17 protein-coding genes are annotated in these 17,584 nt (G+C 43.0%); 9 read left to right on the top strand and 8 right to left on the bottom strand.

The features are described 5' to 3' along the window. Nucleotides 1-185 precede the first annotated feature (185 nt). Nucleotides 186-488, top strand: a complete 303-nt coding sequence (locus Q0N89_RS03265) for a hypothetical protein (RefSeq protein ID WP_294033364.1) — start codon at nt 186-188, stop codon at nt 486-488. 112 nt (nt 489-600) lie between these two features. Next, complete coding sequence (locus Q0N89_RS03260; RefSeq protein WP_294033363.1) at nt 601-1,494, top strand: LysR family transcriptional regulator; 894 nt, start codon at nt 601-603, stop codon at nt 1,492-1,494. A 106-nt stretch (nt 1,495-1,600) separates the two neighbouring features. Here Q0N89_RS03260 and ruvA read toward each other — a convergent pair whose 3' ends face one another. The 8 genes from ruvA to Q0N89_RS03220 all read right to left on the bottom strand — a co-directional run bounded on the left by ruvA (nt 1,601) and on the right by Q0N89_RS03220 (nt 9,658). Continuing rightward, a complete protein-coding gene (gene ruvA, locus Q0N89_RS03255; RefSeq protein ID WP_294033362.1) occupies nt 1,601-2,221 on the bottom strand; it encodes a Holliday junction branch migration protein RuvA in 621 nt (206 codons plus the stop codon). Continuing rightward, complete coding sequence (gene fba, locus Q0N89_RS03250; protein WP_078253560.1) at nt 2,222-3,259, bottom strand: class II fructose-bisphosphate aldolase; 1,038 nt, start codon at nt 3,257-3,259, stop codon at nt 2,222-2,224. 186 nt (nt 3,260-3,445) lie between these two features. Then, nucleotides 3,446-3,712 carry an entericidin gene (locus tag Q0N89_RS03245; RefSeq protein WP_294033361.1) on the bottom strand — a complete coding sequence of 89 codons (267 nt, stop codon included), beginning with the start codon at nt 3,710-3,712 and terminating at the stop codon, nt 3,446-3,448. Nucleotides 3,713-3,864: 152 nt separating this feature from the next. Next, nucleotides 3,865-5,067: a phosphoglycerate kinase gene (locus Q0N89_RS03240; RefSeq protein ID WP_294033360.1), complete on the bottom strand. Its 1,203-nt coding sequence runs from the start codon at nt 5,065-5,067 to the stop codon at nt 3,865-3,867. Nucleotides 5,068-5,222: 155 nt separating this feature from the next. After that, nucleotides 5,223-6,473: an FAD-dependent oxidoreductase gene (locus Q0N89_RS03235; protein ID WP_294033359.1), complete on the bottom strand. Its 1,251-nt coding sequence runs from the start codon at nt 6,471-6,473 to the stop codon at nt 5,223-5,225. Nucleotides 6,474-6,819: 346 nt separating this feature from the next. Beyond that, nucleotides 6,820-8,229, bottom strand: a complete 1,410-nt coding sequence (gene glnA, locus Q0N89_RS03230) for a type I glutamate--ammonia ligase (RefSeq protein WP_294033358.1) — start codon at nt 8,227-8,229, stop codon at nt 6,820-6,822. A gap of 518 nt (nt 8,230-8,747) precedes the next feature. Next, nucleotides 8,748-9,053 carry a DUF4149 domain-containing protein gene (locus Q0N89_RS03225; RefSeq protein ID WP_078255025.1) on the bottom strand — a complete coding sequence of 102 codons (306 nt, stop codon included), beginning with the start codon at nt 9,051-9,053 and terminating at the stop codon, nt 8,748-8,750. Between the two features lie 23 nt (nt 9,054-9,076). Further along, nucleotides 9,077-9,658 carry a hypothetical protein gene (locus Q0N89_RS03220; RefSeq protein WP_294033357.1) on the bottom strand — a complete coding sequence of 194 codons (582 nt, stop codon included), beginning with the start codon at nt 9,656-9,658 and terminating at the stop codon, nt 9,077-9,079. Nucleotides 9,659-9,824: 166 nt separating this feature from the next. On the opposite strand from Q0N89_RS03220, the gene Q0N89_RS03215 reads away from it, so the two are divergent. Genes Q0N89_RS03215 through Q0N89_RS03185 form a run of 7 tightly spaced genes read left to right on the top strand, consistent with a single transcriptional unit; the run spans nt 9,825 to nt 17,581 of the window. Next, nucleotides 9,825-10,568: a hypothetical protein gene (locus Q0N89_RS03215; RefSeq protein WP_294033356.1), complete on the top strand. Its 744-nt coding sequence runs from the start codon at nt 9,825-9,827 to the stop codon at nt 10,566-10,568. 3 nt (nt 10,569-10,571) lie between these two features. Then, a complete protein-coding gene (locus tag Q0N89_RS03210; RefSeq protein WP_294033355.1) occupies nt 10,572-11,375 on the top strand; it encodes a glycosyltransferase family 25 protein in 804 nt (267 codons plus the stop codon). Further along, a complete protein-coding gene (locus Q0N89_RS03205; RefSeq protein ID WP_294033354.1) occupies nt 11,372-12,424 on the top strand; it encodes a glycosyltransferase in 1,053 nt (350 codons plus the stop codon). Before Q0N89_RS03210 ends, Q0N89_RS03205 begins: the two co-directional genes overlap by 4 nt. Nucleotides 12,425-12,452: 28 nt before the next feature. Next, a complete protein-coding gene (locus Q0N89_RS03200) occupies nt 12,453-13,538 on the top strand; it encodes a hypothetical protein (RefSeq protein ID WP_294033353.1) in 1,086 nt (361 codons plus the stop codon). A gap of 8 nt (nt 13,539-13,546) precedes the next feature. Beyond that, nucleotides 13,547-15,394, top strand: a complete 1,848-nt coding sequence (msbA, locus tag Q0N89_RS03195) for a lipid A export permease/ATP-binding protein MsbA (RefSeq protein WP_294033352.1) — start codon at nt 13,547-13,549, stop codon at nt 15,392-15,394. 52 nt (nt 15,395-15,446) lie between these two features. After that, nucleotides 15,447-16,142, top strand: coding sequence for a hypothetical protein (locus Q0N89_RS03190; RefSeq protein WP_294033351.1), 696 nt, complete (start codon nt 15,447-15,449; stop codon nt 16,140-16,142). Between the two features lie 59 nt (nt 16,143-16,201). Then, on the top strand, nt 16,202-17,581 hold the full coding sequence (locus tag Q0N89_RS03185) for a hypothetical protein (RefSeq protein ID WP_294033350.1): 1,380 nt from the start codon (nt 16,202-16,204) through the stop codon (nt 17,579-17,581). Nucleotides 17,582-17,584 lie beyond the last annotated feature (3 nt).

Here is a 17,584-nt window from a genome sequence, read left to right as displayed (position 1 = left end):
TTCGATTAGCTATAGTTTAATAGATATGCGTAATTATAGCAAAAATAAATCCATAATAATAATTTATATTTTTTATTAAATTATTAACTTTTTGGAATGATAAATAACCAATTCATCATTTATATCCACTATTTAAGTAATTTTATGTTACACTTATGTAATCATAAGCAACAGGGTATCTTGCCATGATTTATGCAATTTCTGCCGTTTTATTCGCCATCGTCTTTGCGATCGGCTTTATCATTATCCGCAAAAAACCATCAAGCAGCGAAAAAGCATCGGCTTGCATCAGTGCAGTTGGTTTTTTGGTGCAGATTGCAATTAACTGGCTATTTCTGGGCACTGGCATGGTGCACAATCCGCTTGCCAAATCTGTACCCGTAGAACAAACCGCCATTGCTTTTTTGGTACTATGCCTTGTTAGCATCTTTTGTTATGCTGCTTTATTGATGGTTTTTTATAAAATTCATGAATTCTATCATGAATAACTGTTGAGACTTGTCGTTATCTTCATAATTCCTATAAATTTTGATTGCAAAACTTTTTGGAATACATTAAGCTATCCATATCATTTACATCAGTAAAACAAGTGATGGCTCTATGAATACGACAAATCTTGCGACTTTTGTTGCAGTCATGCAAACAGGCAGTATCTCAGGCGCTGCCGAGAAACTGTACATCACACAGCCTGCTGTCAGCAAACGCATCAAGAATCTTGAAGATGAGTTTGGCACGGTGCTGTTTGATACCGTTGGTCGCAGCATCATCCCAACGGCAGCAGCGCATGATTTGCTACCGTTTGTGCGTCGTTGGCTCGATGATTATGAAGCGTGTAAAGCTAGCCTACAGCACGCCAAAGAAGTGGCATCAGGTCGCTTGGTTATTGGTACAAGCCATCATATTGGCTTACATCACCTTGCACCCGTGCTAAAGCGATTTATTCAGTCCTATCCTGCCGTACAGCTTGAAGTGCGTTTTGTGGATTCTGAAGAAGCGCACAAGGCAGTGCTTGAAGGCGAGATTTCCCTTGCCTTTTTGACCCTACCGCCGACTTTTGATCGCAGACTCAATTATCACACGCTATGGAGTGATCCTTTGTACTTTGTGACAGGTACGCTTAGCCCCCTTGCCCAAAAATCAAAGGTGAGCCTACTACAGCTCGCACACCACCCTGCTATCTTGCCGGCTGCTAACACCTTTACCAGTCAAATTACTTTGGCTGAATTTGCCAAACATAACCTACGCCCCTATGCGACGATGAGTACCAACCCGCTTGAGTCCATTCGTATGCTGGTCTCTGTTGGTCTGGGCTGGTCGGTACTACCCGAGACCTTGATCAATCAAGATCTCATCAAAATTGACATGGCAGAAAATATCGAGCTTCAACGTCATTTGGGTGTCGTCACCAATCCAAATCTGACTCGTTCAGCCAGTATGCAGGCACTGCTATCGATGCTCTCGATCGATGATAGAGCGCAAACAAGCTTTAACTAACTGACAAATGCCCACTCTTTTCATCTACATAAATAAAGCCAAGTAAATCAATTACTTGGCTTTATTAAATACAAAATACAGTCAATGCAAAGACATTGTAACTACATCAAAATCCCGATAACTGACGCAAAGCGGCTTTTAGCAGGGCTTGCGTGGTTGTGGTGTCATCTGACTGTGCATTTTTGATGGCGGCTTGAGCTTCTTTTTCTTTGTAGCCAAGACTTATCAATGCACTTTCGACTTCGGCAATCACCTGCATTGGATTGCTAATGGTATCCGATGACTCAAACAAACCGCCAACATCTGTTGGGGATACATCGCCAAATTCAGCCAATTTACCCTTAAGATCTAGGATAATGCGCTGTGCGGTTTTTTTGCCAATGCCCGGTACTCGTACTAAGGCAACATCATTATCCTGCTCAACAGCTCGCTTGATTTCACCTGCCGATAGCGTGGATAGCATGGCTAATGCCATTTTTGCACCGACGCCATTGATTTTGATTAGCTTGCGAAACACATCGCGGTCTTGCTTATCAATAAAGCCGAACAAGCTGTGCGCATCTTCACGCACGGATAGATGTGTAAATACGCAAACTTCTGCACCAAGCACCAGCTGACAAAATGACGGTATCGGCAACTCAATCTCATAGCCAACACCGCCACTGGTAACAATACATGCAACAGGTGCATTCAGCGACTGCACCTGTCCTTTGATTAGACCAATCATTTATTTGTAATATCCGACCATCGACTCTAGGCTGATTGGGCGAATCTTGCTGGCATTACCCGCTGCACCAAAGGCTTCATAACGAGCAACACAGATTTCTTCCATCGCTTTCATTGACGCTGCCAAATATTTGCGTGGGTCAAACTCAGCTGGATGCTCAGTCATGAACTTACGAATCGCACCGGTCGATGCTAGGCGCAAATCGGTGTCGATGTTGATTTTACGCACGCCATGCTTGATGGCATCGACAAGCTGTTCTACTGGCACGCCATAGGTCTCGCCGATATTACCGCCATTTTCGTTGATGATTTTTAGCCATTCTTGTGGCACTGAGCTTGAGCCGTGCATGACTAGATGGGTATTTGGCAGTGCTTCGTGGATTTCTTTGATGCGGTCAATCGCTAGGATATCGCCTGTCGGTGGGCGAGTGAATTTGTACGCACCATGTGATGTACCTACCGCAATGGCAAGCGCATCAACATTGGTATCAGCGACAAACTGACGAGCTTCTTCGACTGAAGTCAATAGCTGGCTGTGGTCAAGCACACCTTCAGCGCCGACGCCGTCTTCTTCGCCCGCCATACCAGTTTCTAGACTGCCTAGACAGCCGATTTCACCTTCGACTGAGACACCGCAAGCGTGTGCCATTTTGACCACTTCACGAGTCACACCAACATTGTAGTCATAATCAGCAGGGGTTTTGCCGTCTTCTTTAAGCGAGCCATCCATCATCACCGAGCTAAAGCCAAGCTGAATTGAGCGTTGACACACTGCAGGGCTTGTGCCGTGATCTTGGTGCATCACCACAGGAATGTGTGGCCACTCTTCGATCGCTGATAGAATCAGATGGCGCAAAAATGGTGCGCCTGCGTATTTGCGAGCACCTGCAGATGCCTGTACAATCACTGGCGAATCCGTCTTGTCAGCCGCCATCATAATGGCACGCATTTGCTCTAAGTTATTGACATTAAACGCAGGCAAGCCATAAGCGTGCTCACCAGCATGATCAAGTAATTGGCGTAGTGATACCAATGCCATATTCATTCTCCTAGATGCCCTGTGGGCGTGTTAATTTGAGCGTTATTATATCAAAAATTCACATCACTTGCACTTGTTTGCATCGCTTGCGTGTGCAAATTTTTGTACATTAATAATAAAAACAGCATCAACGAACATAGCTCATTGATGCTGTCAATCTCATCGAATCACAACGAGTGGTACTAATCAGTACTGCTGATCTTCAGGTGCTTTTGCTTCTGCAGTATCGGCTTGAGCTGCTGGCTGTTCCGGCTGTGCAGCTGCACCATCTGCAGCTTGAGCAGGCTCAGTTGTTGCACCTTCTTGTGCAGGGGCGACTTGTTGAGCAGCAGCTTCGGCTTCTTTGGCGACTTGCTCAGTCTGTGCCGCAGGTGCTTCTTCAGCTTTTTGCTCTTGCTTTGAGCAAGCTGCTAACACAAGTGCAGCAAGGGCTACCAATGCGATTTTTTTCATATTTAATCTCTCTTGTTGATTGCTTACCCAAATACGGGTAATCAGACCTACTTACGCCACTTAGTTTAGCCAAAGATGCTTGATTTGACAAGCACAATCAAGCAAATGCAACAAAAAGTAACAATGGCTTAAGTTAGCTACTTTATTACAAATTATTTGTTACTTTCGGCCAAAGCTGCAATCGCAGGCAAGGTCTTACCTTCAACAAACTCAAGGAATGCACCACCACCTGTTGATAGATAGCTGACATCATCTGCCACTTGATATTTGTCAATCGCCGCCAGTGTATCGCCACCACCTGCAATGCTAAAGCCTGCACTGTCTTTGACCGCCAATGACAGAATCTGAGTGCCTGTGCCAAATTTATCCACTTCAAACACACCCACAGGGCCATTCCAAAGGATGGTCGCTGCTAACTTGATGTGCTTAGCGATTTCATTGGCGCTAGCTTCTGAGATATCCAAAATCATCTCATTATCACCGATGTCATTGACTGATTTGACCACCGCATCCGCTTTGGCAAGCGAACCCAAAAAGTCTTCAAAATCGATTTGTGATTTGTCAGCCACCACCACTTCTGATGGTAGTAGAATTTGGGTCTTGGTCATGATTTCTTTAGCTGTATCAATCAAATCAGGCTCATAAAGCGATGCACCGACATTAACACCGGTTGCCGCAAGGAAGGTATTAGCAATACCACCACCGACAACGATGCTATCGCATTTATCAGCTAGGCTAAGTAGTACATCAAGCTTTGTTGAAACTTTTGAGCCGCCGACGATAGCCAATACAGGTGCAGCAGGATTATCCAGTGCACGAGATAGTGCTGATAACTCTTCGGTTAATAGATTACCTGAGCAGACTGCTTTGCCTTGAGCTGCGGCCGCACGGATTACCCCTTCGGTGGATGCTTGTGCACGATGCGCCGTACCAAAGGCATCCATCACAAATACATCGCATAAATTGGCGTATTGTTCAGACAGCTCGGCTGAATTTTTCTTTTCGCCCACATTAAAGCGAACATTCTCAAGCAATACAAGCTCGCCTGCGTTGACATCCACGCCGCCCAAATAATCCGTCTCAAAGCGTACAGGTGCATCCAGATGCTTGGCAAGATAGTCCGCCACTGGTGCTAATGAATATTTGGCTTCAGGCTCGCCTTCGGTTGGACGACCCAAATGCGACGCCACAAGCACCGCCGCCCCTTGCGCTAGTGCATCTTTGAGCGTTGGCAATGCCGCTTGCAAGCGCACATCACTGGTGATGACGCCATCTTTGATTGGCACATTGAGATCTTCACGGATTAAAACGCGTTTACCTGCTAAATCAAGCGCATTCATGGCGACGATTGACATAAGAGTATCCTTTGGTTGATTGAATAAAGGCGGCGCACAGCTTCACCACCTGCAAATTTACCAATTATAAATCAAATCCACAAAGCCTGACAAGATAGATTTATCTATAAAATGGCGTGATAAATCTAAAAAATACCTTATCACACCCAAATTCATCATTGACCACTGGCACGACGCTCAAAAAACTGCATCATCGTGCGATTTTTGCCAATGATATTCATCACTTCGCTACGCAGATGACCGACACCGTGCAAATCAGCCACACCCGATGCAAAAGCAAAGTTAATCAGCGAAAAACTATGCATCATCAAGGCGTTATACCCTTTACTCGCTCGCTCATAGTCATGCAATAGTCGTGGGTGCAGTGCCTTATTGTGATGATTGCCACGCCGTTCTAGACAGTCAATCAGCCTAATCACATCAAGCAGTCCTAAGTTTAGCCCCTGCCCTGCCAAAGGATGCACCCCATGAGCTGCATCACCGATGAGCCCAATGCGTCCTTGATGATAGCGACTCGCTACCTGAGCTGATAGCGCAAAGCTAGCAACAGACTCTACCGCCAAAATCCGCCCAAGCTCAAAGCCACTCGCCTGCTCTAATCGCAAGCGTAGTGAATCAGGTTCACGCTGATAATCCGCCAAATAATCCTGCGCCACCGCCTGTGGCAATGTCCACACCACCGACTGCCATCGCCCATCGTCATCATCATGCAAATCAGCAATCGGTAGCAGTGCTAGCGTGCCTGTCGGTAGCATGACTTGGCGTGCGGTATGCGTATGTGCTTTGTCAGTATGAATAGCACAGCAGATGGCAGTTTGATGATAATCAAGCGTCTCAATGCCAATGCCTGCCGCCTGCCGCACCATCGAGCCACGACCATCTGCACCTAGTACAAGCGATGTGCGTACGCACTGCTGTCGTCCACCATGAAGAAAACGCAATACCACCCCATCAGCCATCTCATCTACCGCCATGCCATCAGCACACAGGCGTGCATCATAGCAAATGGTCAAATGATCCGCCAAATCCTGCGCCTGACTACGACACCACAAGGCATAGTCAATGACCGATGGCTCAACCATTGAGCCAAGTTTTGCCCGACCATCACCAAAATTCAGCTCACCACGCCCATCTTTTGCCCAGACTTGCATACGGGTATAATCAGCCTGCCGCGATAGCATCTGCCAAACGCCAATCGACTCAAACAGCTCAATACTGGCAAGATTAAGCGCATACACACGAGCGTCACGATGTGCTAGGCGACGATCAAAATCCGCCTGCACTGGTGCTGACTTATGCTCAAGCAATAGCACCTTGAGCCCACGCTGTGCCAAAGCAATCGCACACGCCATCCCCACTGTGCCTGCGCCGACGATGGTCATATCATAGCTAGTTTGCAAATTCACGCGATTATCCAAATACTTTGATTGAATGATTGATAAGGCTATTGTAGCCTAAAGCCTGTTTTTTCGCCATTGATAAATTTCACCCTAACACTGCGGCATTTTAGCCATGATATTTTTATCAAATTACCACTAATTTTATGCAGATTATTTGGGACAATTTGGGACAATTCTTTTAATAACCACCGAAAATTTATCCAAATTCTGCCCAATTGTCATTGATTTCATCCCAAAATCATTTTCACAGCTTATATCACCCATCAACAAAACAAACCCCAAAAGCTACTACACTCTTGGGGTTTGTTCATGATTGTATTGCTAAATCATTGAATAGATTAGCAATATTTGATTAGCAGCGATAGTACAGATCAAACTCAAGTGGATGTACCGCTTCGTTCATCTTGTGTACTTCTTGCATTTTTAGATCGATATAAGCATCAATCATCTCTTTAGAGAACACATCGCCTTTAAGTAGGAAGGCATGGTCTTCTTTAAGAGCTTTTAGGGCAGCTTCTAGGTTTTCTGCCACAGTTGGGATCAATGCTTCTTCTTCTGGTGGCAAGTCGTATAGGTTCTTATCCGCTGCCTCACCCGGATCGACCTTATTCTCGATACCATCGATACCCGCCATCAATAGCGCTGCAAAGCATAGGTATGGGTTCGCCGCAGGATCTGGGAAGCGAGCTTCGATACGCACCGCTTTCGGGCTTGATACGTGTGGAATACGGATCGATGCTGAGCGGTTTGATGCTGAGTAAGCAAGCTTAATCGGCGCTTCAAAGTGCGGTACTAGACGCTTGTAGCTGTTCACCGTTGGGTTGGTGATAGCATTTAGGGCACGAGCGTGCTTGATGATACCGCCGATGAAGTGTAGCGCAGTGGTTGATAGACCTGCGTACTCATCACCTGAGAAAGTGTTTACGCCATCTTTTGAGATCGACATATGCACGTGCATACCTGAGCCGTTGTCACCGACGATTGGTTTTGGCATAAAGGTTGCCGTTTTGCCAAATTGGTTCGCAACATTTTGTACCACATATTTGAACTGCTGTACTTCGTCTGCTTTTTTGACCAAAGTATTGAACGATACGCCGATTTCAAGCTGGCTTGATGCGACTTCGTGGTGATGCACTTCCACACGGCCTTCGCCCATGATGTCTTCAATGCGATCACACATCACCGCACGCATATCATGGTAGTGATCCACAGGTGCAGTCACCGCATAGCCGCCTTTGACGTGTGGACGCTGACCGTTGTTGCCCCATGGGTAGTCATTATTGGTTGACCATGCAGCTGCTTCTGATTTGATGGTGCTACGAGCGCCTGATTGGTCGATGTCCCATTTGACTTCGTCAAATACAAAGAATTCAGGCTCTGGACCAAAGAATGCGGTATCGCCGATACCAGTTGATTTTAGGTAAGTTTCGGCACGACGAGCGATTGAGCGTGGGTCTTTTTCGTAGCCTTGTAGGGTAGCAGGCTCGATGACATCACAGGTAACCACCACAGTTGGCGCTTCAAAGAATGGATCAAGATAGGCAGTCTCTGGATCAGGAAGCAAGATCATGTCAGATGCTTCGATACCTTTCCAACCAGCCACTGATGAGCCGTCGAACATCTTGCCATCTTCTAGAGTGTCTTCATCCACAGTCGATGCTGGGAAAGTCAGGTGTAGCTCCTTGCCATGCGTGTCGGTAAAACGAAAATCTACCCACTTAGCACCTGATGATTCGATCAAATCAAATAGTTTATTTGACATAACTTACTCCTATTTTTAGGGACATTAGTAATCAGTCGTCAGCCAAGCAACTGCCTGTTCAGGTTGTTCAAGCTTTGCTTGCTAACTTGGTAGCTATCATACGCTAATTTTTTTGGTCGGTAAAGTATCAATTAGCATAATTTATGCTATTATCAGAAAATACGATAAATAGGCAATAACTTATAGATAATGTCATATAATTGGCAAATATTACTAAAGATTTATCATTAACTTATTGATTTTATTGTTTTTATACATTTATGTATAACAAGCCATCGCGTATTTTATTTAATATGATTAATTGATATAAATTCGTATAGTTAAATATATAAGATATTAAAATTTATACATCATAAATATTGATGAATTAAGCATAAAAAACCACCGATTTCATGGTTAATCTGCTAAAATCAACCTTGAAATCAGCGGCAATATTCATCATAAAAAATGAACAACAAATCATAATGGCCGATAAATGATTACTTGACCCAAAAATTTACAGTGGTCAATAGTCAATATCAATCCGGCAAATTCATCTGTGATGTATCAGGATTAAGCCCAAAATAAAACACCGCCGTCGCCACAAGGCTATTGACCACAATAAATGCCCAATCAAAGCCATCATGACCCAGCACAAATCGCCCAAGCAGTGCCGATACGCCAAGCATAATCACAAAGCACGCCCCCACCCATGATAAGATAATCGGATGCGTCGCAGAATCAATCACGCCTGCTTGACGCTTGGGGCGAAGTAGCTTTAGATTCACCATAAAGCCTATCACATAGACGATACTACCCATCAATAAATAACCCAAAAATCCCATATTCTCCCCCAGTGATTCGCGTATTATTTTGATTGAGTGCTGTCTTGTGATGCACTTGGTGTCGTGCTTGGTGTCGCATGGTGAAAGTCCTTAATCATATCCACACGAGTGTCATCACACAGCACTTGATAAATGGTGGCAACTTTATTAATCAACATCACCACATAAGCACTGTCAAGAAATGGATTGGTATTGGCAGCGGCGGATTGCACCTGTGCCATTGCCATCACCTTGTCTTTACGCACGATGGCATCGCCGATTAGGTCTGACTTGTTCAGATTCAGGCTGTTGCTTGCAAAATATTGCCAAGCATCATCAGTGCTTAGGCTATCAAGCATTTCGGGCTCGTCCCATGCTTGTGCCTTATCGGCATTTTCTTTCATTTGCATCGCATAGCCTGTGCCATCTTTACTGATTTTTATCAATGCAGGTGAGCCTTGCTCAATGGCATAACAGCCTTCAAAATTGGATACTGTCGCCGTATCTGCCGACTCTGTTTTGGTAGTTTCGGTGGCTTTAGTGGTGGATTCACTGCAGGCCGATAGCCCAAGTACAGATAGCGCTAATATCGACATCATGGCACGACGGATTGTGTAATTCATCATTGTGTTACTCTAAGACTTAACAAATTGATCCATTGTACTGAAAATTGGGGCATTTTACTAGCTTCGTGACGGTTGAGATTTGGTAAAACACTGGCGTATAAACAGTAATTCAAGTAAAATAAAGCATTTAGATTAACAGACATCATCACGATTCATAGGATATGGCATGCCACCAAGACAAAAGTCCAAATTAGAACGCTGGTTTTCTTTTAGCCGTCACCAACGACGCTTCGGCGCCGACATTGTCACGCAAGCGCTTGATGGTCAAGACATCGAAAGCATGAAAGCCACGCTCATCACAGGTGATGACACCATCTACACCTATGGCTCAGCAAAAGATTTGCAGACGCATATCAACGATCTACGCCAAGAATTCGTCGGTCTGCCGACACTGTGCCACTACCACGCAAGCTTGATCGTGCTGATTCGTCGTGAAATCGACACCGAAGCCAATTTTCAAAAGTTCAAAGCATTATGGCTTGCAGAAAGAGATTTTTTATTACAACATTTAAACACTCGTTGGCTAATATCAGCATGTGACACCTTCATCGATCATGATGAAGATGCTACTTTGCAAGCCATATTGATGAATGCCAACATCCTAATTAACACCATCAAACTTCAAGAAACTGAGCGACTACTCTGCCAAGCTACAGATATTGAGCATGATGATGTGCGTCAGCGCCTACAAACCGAACGAGTCGCCTTATTTGATGGCACTGCCGCCTTTGCTGTCGGTACAGATGATAGCCTGCGCAATATGCGATGGCGACTCGATAAAGTATGCGCCCATCATCCACTGGGTCAAATCGTCATCGAGATTTTTGATCGGCTACAGCTAGCTGAGCATGATACGGTATATAGTCGTTTTCGTGCACGCCATACCCGTGAACGCACTCGCTGGTGGTAATTGATGAAAACTTTATTGATTAATTTACCAAAATCAAGTGATCGACTCGCCTTTCAGCAGCGACAGTTTGCACAGCTTGGGCTAAGCTTTGATATCTTGCCTGCTGTGAGCGTCGATGATATTAGTGATGATGACTATCGCCGTCTAGCATTTGGGTGGCAGCGCCCGCTTCGTAAAGTAGAGCTTGCGTGTTTTTTGAGTCATAAGCGTGCATGGCAAACAGTGCTTGAGCATGGTGAGCCGTGTCTTATTCTGGAAGATGATGCTGTCTTGGTGCAGAATTTAGCACAGCTATTAGCCGACATTGATAAAAAAATCAGCGATGCTGACTTGATCAATCTAGAAGTGCGTAGCCGCAAAAAAATCATCGATAAAACGCCAGCATATCAGCTGATGAATGAGCAATATCAGCTATATCGATTGTATCAAGATCGCACGGGTGCAGGTGGTTATATCCTATATCCAAGTGGTGCCAAAAAATTGTTAGACCGACTAGAACGATCCGCCCCTGCCATCGCTGATGGTTTCATCTGCGCAAGCTATGAACTGAACGGCTATCAGATCGAACCTGCCGCAATGATTCAACAGGATCAAATGCACGCTTATGGGCTTGGCGATGATTTGCGCTTCGATTCCACCATTGGGCGATCTGAGCATCATGCGGTAGTGTATGATAACTTTGGTCAAAAGCTGACCTTTAAGCTGCGCCGACTATCGGCACAGCTACGCATGGGACTGCGCCATCTATCAGTCATGAGCAAGGCACAGCGAAGATATATTGAATTTGATAAAGAACGATTTAAATGAAAAAAACTGTCGTACTAGCGATATTCACCCTACAAGGCAATGGCGCAGAACGCTTTGCTTTGACGCTTGCCAAAGGCTTGATTGATGCAGGTCACGATGCGCATATCATATATTTTAAGCCAATTATCGATTTGCCAGTCCCTGATGGTGTGCAGCTGCATTATTTTGATTATCGTCGCTATCGCATTTTGCCTAAGTTTATGCGTAGTGCTGTAGCGTGCGCCGCCTTTGATCGCTTTGTCATGCGTGAAATTGGCATGCCAGATTTGGTACTATCCAATCTATATCCTGTGGATCTGATCCTGCATAAAAGCAAACTGCCAAATGTGCATCTGGTTATTCACAACACTATGAGCGAAGAATACCGCTCAGCGTCAGCTACACAGCTATCGCATCTCAAGCAGATTTATCAATCCAAACCCTGTATTGGTGTCAGCCAAGGAGTCACCAATGATTTTTTGGCACTTTTCGGCAAAGACAGCGACATCCAAACCATCTACAATCCCATCGATGCCGATGCCATCATCATAGATGCTGACGCATATCAACCACCCTATCAAGGCTACATGGTGCATGTTGGCAAATTTAAACAACAAAAACGACATGACATCTTGATTCGAGCCTATGCCAAATCCAAACGGCTCAAACCTTTGGTGCTTGTTGGTACAGGTCCACTGCTTGAACAAAATAAACAACTGGTTCATGAGCTTGGACTAGATGGGCAAGTGATTTTTGCAGGATTTCAAAAAAATCCTTATCCTTGGATAAAACACGCTGATATTATGGTTATCGCTTCTGACTTTGAAGGTTTTTCAATTGCCATCCTTGAGTCGATTGTGCTGGATACGCCAGTGATTAGCACCGATTGTCCATCAGGCCCTGCTGAGATTCTGCCAAGTCAAAACCTTGTGCCTGTTCAAGACATAGAATCACTCGCCCAAAAAATGGATGAAGCCTGCCAAGCACCGATGCAATTTCAAAGCTCGCCAAAAATCTGGTTCAACCTACCAGCAACTGTACAAAAATATCTAAATTTAATTTCATCTTAATATCAAGTAATCATTGGAAGTACGAAACATGACCACTGTTAATTCAGCAGCTAAAACCATTATCTTGGTCGCCCCACAGGATATGGGGATTAGTGACTTGATTGCCAAAAATCTCTCTCACTGTGGCTTTACCGTGATCAAATATGAACGCCCTGCGTTTCAGTACAAAAATTTTTTTGAAAGAATGGTTAATTTTTTTCGCAAATTAATTTTTAGGGATTTTAGCTATAAGGCGAAAAATCAAGATCGAGAAGGTAAAGCCATGCTTTTGGATTTCTTGCATCAACATAAACAAATTGATTATATGCTAACCATTCGACCCGATATGTTTTCGGACGAATTTTTAAGCTTTTTGCAAGAAATTTCTAACAAAAAAATTGGCTACCAATGGGATGGATTGGATCGATTCCCAGATGTATTCTCAAAAATACATTTTTTTGACAATTTTTTTGTTTTTGATCCAGCTGATATTCAAAAATACCATCAATACGATTTGCAGCTGATCACAAATTTTTACTTTGATTATACCCAAAAAAATCAAAAAACATCTCAAGACGAAAATAAGCCACCAAAAGCTTATTTTGTTGGATCTCATTTAGATCAGCGAACGCCCACTTTGCTAAAAATGCTTAACTGCCTACATCAATCAGACATAGAACCCATGTTTTTGATTGCTGGCATAAGCGGTCAGCAACATAAGCAAAGTGAATACAAGCCTTATTCGGTAACTTTTTTGGATAAAAACATCTCATTTGAAGAGAATTTGGCAAATGTCGAATCTGCAGATATTGTTGTAGATATCTTAAATGATGTGCATGGCGGCTTGTCTTTTCGAGCGTTTGAAGCGTTATATTACGCCAAAAAACTCATCACGAACAATGCCAATATCGCACAGTATGATTTTTATGATGATCACAATATCTTGATATGGACCGATCACATCACCCCCGAAGAAATACAGAGTTTTCTCAAAAAACCTTATCGATCGCCAAATCAAGAGATTATTTATAAGTATTCTTTTACCAACTGGATACATTATATGCTCGGTATTCATCCGTTTATCGCACTGGATAACTGCTTACGACAAACCACAACCACACACACCAAACAATAAGAGCGACCATGATCAGCAAACTCACCTTTGGGCTATTTAGCCAAGAAGACACCAAAAGCTTTATGCGTCTGATGACTTATGTCAAGCCGTATAAATTTCGCATCATCGCCGCATTGCTTGCGATCGTCGGTGTGGCATTTACCGAAAGCTATTTAGCAGCATTTATCGCACCACTTGTCAATCAAGGCTTTGCCATTCCTGATGGTACTGCGCCAATTCAGGATGGCGATGGACTAATCGCCAGCTTCAAGCATCTCAAAGACAGCTTTATGTATGCGATTTGGGGGACAGAAAATAAGGTTTGGATTGTTCCTATCTTTTTTATGGCTTTGGTGATTTTTCGTGGCATTTGTCGCTTTATCAGCCAGTATTTGATGACTTGGGTAGCGGTCGTCGCCATCAGCCATCTGCGCCGTGATATGTTTGATAAGATGCTTACCTTGCCATCGAGTTATTTTCAAGACACGCCATCTGGACAAGTATTGATGAATATCGTACAAATGGCCGAAAGCTCAATCAATAACGCCAGCAATGTCTTTATTGTGCTGACTCGTGATACACTGATCGTCATCGGCTTGGTATGCGTGCTGTTTTATCTCAACTGGCAACTAGCACTTACCATTATGGTCATGTTTCCGATTTTATCAGCACTAACCCGATATTATCGCAATCGACTCAAGAATATCATTAACGGTGCTCAGCTATCCATCGGTACGCTGAATAGCACTGTCAATGAAGTACATCAAGGTCATCGAGTGGTGAAATTATTTGGCGGTCAATCCCAAGCTGCCAAGCGCTTTGGCGATGTTAATAACACGATCGTCCGTCTTGGTAAAAAAATCATGCAGGCCACCGCTGCTCGCTCACCCATCAGTGAAGCGATCGGATCGACTGCGCTCGCTGTGGTGATTTTTATTGCTCTGTGGCAAAGCCAAAATGGCGTCACAACCATCGGTGAGTTTATGGCATTCATTGTAGCGATGATGCAGATGTTTGGCCCGATCAAAAACCTTGCCAACATCACCATTCCCATGCAGACGATGTTTTTGGCAGCAGATTCCGTATGTCAATTTCTCGATACCGAACCTGAAGTCGATCAAGGCAAAATTGAGCTTAATAATGTTGCTGGCAACTTGCAATTTTGCAACATTGATGTACAATATAATAACGAAAGTCGTAAAGCACTTAATAATTTTTGCCTAACCATTAATGCCGGTGAGAAAGTTGCTTTTGTGGGTCGCTCTGGCTCTGGCAAGACGACAGCGGTCAATCTATTACCCCGCTTTGTAACACCAACTGCAGGATGCATTACGCTTGATGGTATAGATATTAATGAGCTTCGCCTAGTTAATCTGCGTGCACAGTTCTCACTGGTGTCTCAAGATGTGTTTTTGTTTGACGATACTTTGTTTGAAAATGTGCGCTACTCACGCCCTGATGCGACAGAAAGTGATGTAATGGCAGCACTAGAAGCGGCGAATTTGTCCGACTTGGTCAATAAACACCCATTAGGGCTGCACCAACCAATCGGTGCTAATGGCGGTCAGCTATCTGGCGGTCAGCGTCAGCGTGTATCGATCGCTCGTGCCATCCTAAAAGATGCGCCAATCCTACTGCTTGATGAAGCGACAAGCGCACTTGATAATGAGTCAGAGCGCCTTGTACAGCAAGCACTTGAACGCTTGATGCATGGTCGCACGAGTATCATTGTCGCTCATCGTCTGACCACTATCGAACAGGCTGATCGCATTGTCGTCATGGACGAAGGTAAGATTATTGAAGAGGGCAGTCATCAAGAATTGATGGCTCAAAATGGGTATTATGCTAAGTTAAGAAGTTTAACAAAAGCCAACTAACCATCTAAATAACATAATTTGATACACTTAACATTTTCAAATAAGGACTCTTATGACCATATCCAACGCTCATTTTGATGCAAATCAAATGCTTTTAGCGGTTCGTACAGATTATGAAAAAAATAGAATGGCAACAAATAAAAACTATGTTGACTTGATGTTAAATCAACTTCAAGATTTTGATATTATTTCTTTTGATGTATTTGATACCGTTGTGACTCGATTGGTTGAATGCCCTATTGATGTTTTTGCTTTTATTGAGGCAAAGCTAGTATCACAAGGATATATTCTTGCAAGAGGCTTTGCAAAAAATCGCCTGCTTGCAGAACAGCAAGCTAGAAATACGGCCTTCAACAAAAATAGAGCTGAAGAAATTACTATTGACGAAATTTATAATGCGTTAGTTGCTCAATTTGGTTATACACAAGATTTTGCAAATGCTGCAAAATCTTGTGAAGTGAGCTCTGAGATTGACCTTTGTGTCGCCATTTCCGATCACTCCGAATTAATCTCTCAGCTAAAAAAGCTAGGCAAAACCATCATCTTTGTCTCTGACATGTATCTTCATCCACAAGACATTGAAATGATTCTAAAAACTAATGGGTTTGATAATTACGACTATTTATTCGTTTCTTCATTTTTTGGCAAAACCAAACATAGTGGCAAAATCTGGACCGAAGTAAAAAATGTCGTTGGAAATGAAAAAAAATCTTTCATTTTGGAGACAATATCCATGCGGATGTTATAACACCAAACAAATATGGCATTCAAACAAAACACTACGATAGATTCCTAAACGAACGCCGAGTGGGTGCGGAATTAAATCCTAACTTATTACCATTTTCTTTTCTTAGTCAAGCTACTAAGCTTCGAAAAAGTTTGGATTCTTGTACCAAAAAATATATGTGGTCTTCCTTGGGCACATCTTTAGGATCAATAATTTTATACAGTTTTACAAATTGGCTAGCAGAGCAAATTAAAACTCAGAAAATTGACCATGTATTTTTCTGCGCAAGAGATGCTCAGGCAATCCATAAAGCTTGGCAACTTCAAGATTTTGATAATAAAATCGGCTGTACATCGAGCTATCTATATGTCTCAAGACGAGTTTTAAGATACTCTTTATGCTATACAGAAATTGTTAAAGATCGATGCCTATCTGATGCATCGCTAAACTTTATTATCAATGAATCTTGTGAACCAGAGGATAGCTACGCTCAAATTTTTGAGCCATTCAATATTTCTCAAACAAGAATTTATCAAGATGGATTCAAAACTATTTTTGGCAATCTAAACTCAAAAATTGACTGGTCTAGGATAGATGAGGTTAAGGGCTATATTCAAGAATTTTTACTTGATGATTTACTACCTGTTTTTAAGCAAGTGTTTGAAAACACAACTAATTACTATCATCAAGAAGGACTAATGAGTGATAATAACAAGATTGCTGTAGTTGACTTAGGTTGGAATGGTACTATTCAAATGTCTATTGCCAGCTTACGCAGTTACTTTGGCGTTGACTCAAAAGTATATGGCTATTATTATGGTTTATTTCGTCAAAATACCACAGGTAGGCTATATAAAAATGGGCCAATGACTGCCGCTTTTTGGAATAAATTTCTCAGACAGGATGAAACAACTACACTGATGAACTCAATCAATCTGCTGGAAAATTTTCATTCAGCCGATCATCAAACAACAGTTGATTTTTATTTATCCAATACGGACGGATGTTACTATCCGACCCTAAAGGAAGATAAGGGATATGCATACATCAACTCATTTAATGAGACTTTTAAGTTATTTCAAGACTATGCCTTGCAAGCAATATCTGAATGGGTAACAACTGGAAGTTATATGGGTATTCTAGCTACTGATATTAGCATTGCTAGTGCAAATGCTGCCATGGCTCAGGTTTTTTGCTCTCCAAATAAACATGAAATAGAAACATTAGGCGCAATAGAACATAGCATGCTACACAATCATGATGAGTTTCATCGGATTATTCCTAACAATCTGCCAAAAACACAAGAGCAAGTTTCTGTTTTGCTTCACAGAGGAGGTTGGCCTGCGGGTGTGATGACCCATTGGATTAATCTTGGTATAAAAGAAAAAAATCCTACAGCATACCAAATCGCTCGCCAACACTTTGATTACTATCCAGAATTAATCAAAAGTAAATTTTGAGAA

It is taken from the genome of uncultured Moraxella sp. (assembly GCF_945873075.1).
Lineage (GTDB): Bacteria > Pseudomonadota > Gammaproteobacteria > Pseudomonadales > Moraxellaceae > Moraxella.
This window is presented reverse-complemented; position numbering and strand designations above follow the sequence as displayed.

Bases quoted from the DNA above. Each gene is read 5' to 3' on its own strand.
- Q0N89_RS03265 (WP_294033364.1), top strand. From the start codon at position 186: ATGATTTATGCAATTTCTGCCGTTTTATTCGCCATCGTCTTTGCGATC.
- Q0N89_RS03260 (WP_294033363.1), top strand. From the start codon at position 601: ATGAATACGACAAATCTTGCGACTTTTGTTGCAGTCATGCAAACAGGC.
- ruvA (WP_294033362.1), bottom strand. From the start codon at position 2,221: ATGATTGGTCTAATCAAAGGACAGGTGCAGTCGCTGAATGCACCTGTT.
- fba (WP_078253560.1), bottom strand. From the start codon at position 3,259: ATGGCATTGGTATCACTACGCCAATTACTTGATCATGCTGGTGAGCAC.
- Q0N89_RS03245 (WP_294033361.1), bottom strand. From the start codon at position 3,712: ATGAAAAAAATCGCATTGGTAGCCCTTGCTGCACTTGTGTTAGCAGCT.
- Q0N89_RS03240 (WP_294033360.1), bottom strand. From the start codon at position 5,067: ATGTCAATCGTCGCCATGAATGCGCTTGATTTAGCAGGTAAACGCGTT.
- glnA (WP_294033358.1), bottom strand. From the start codon at position 8,229: ATGTCAAATAAACTATTTGATTTGATCGAATCATCAGGTGCTAAGTGG.
- Q0N89_RS03225 (WP_078255025.1), bottom strand. From the start codon at position 9,053: ATGGGATTTTTGGGTTATTTATTGATGGGTAGTATCGTCTATGTGATA.
- Q0N89_RS03220 (WP_294033357.1), bottom strand. From the start codon at position 9,658: ATGATGAATTACACAATCCGTCGTGCCATGATGTCGATATTAGCGCTA.
- Q0N89_RS03215 (WP_294033356.1), top strand. From the start codon at position 9,825: ATGCCACCAAGACAAAAGTCCAAATTAGAACGCTGGTTTTCTTTTAGC.
- Q0N89_RS03210 (WP_294033355.1), top strand. From the start codon at position 10,572: ATGAAAACTTTATTGATTAATTTACCAAAATCAAGTGATCGACTCGCC.
- Q0N89_RS03205 (WP_294033354.1), top strand. From the start codon at position 11,372: ATGAAAAAAACTGTCGTACTAGCGATATTCACCCTACAAGGCAATGGC.
- Q0N89_RS03200 (WP_294033353.1), top strand. From the start codon at position 12,453: ATGACCACTGTTAATTCAGCAGCTAAAACCATTATCTTGGTCGCCCCA.
- msbA (WP_294033352.1), top strand. From the start codon at position 13,547: ATGATCAGCAAACTCACCTTTGGGCTATTTAGCCAAGAAGACACCAAA.
- Q0N89_RS03190 (WP_294033351.1), top strand. From the start codon at position 15,447: ATGACCATATCCAACGCTCATTTTGATGCAAATCAAATGCTTTTAGCG.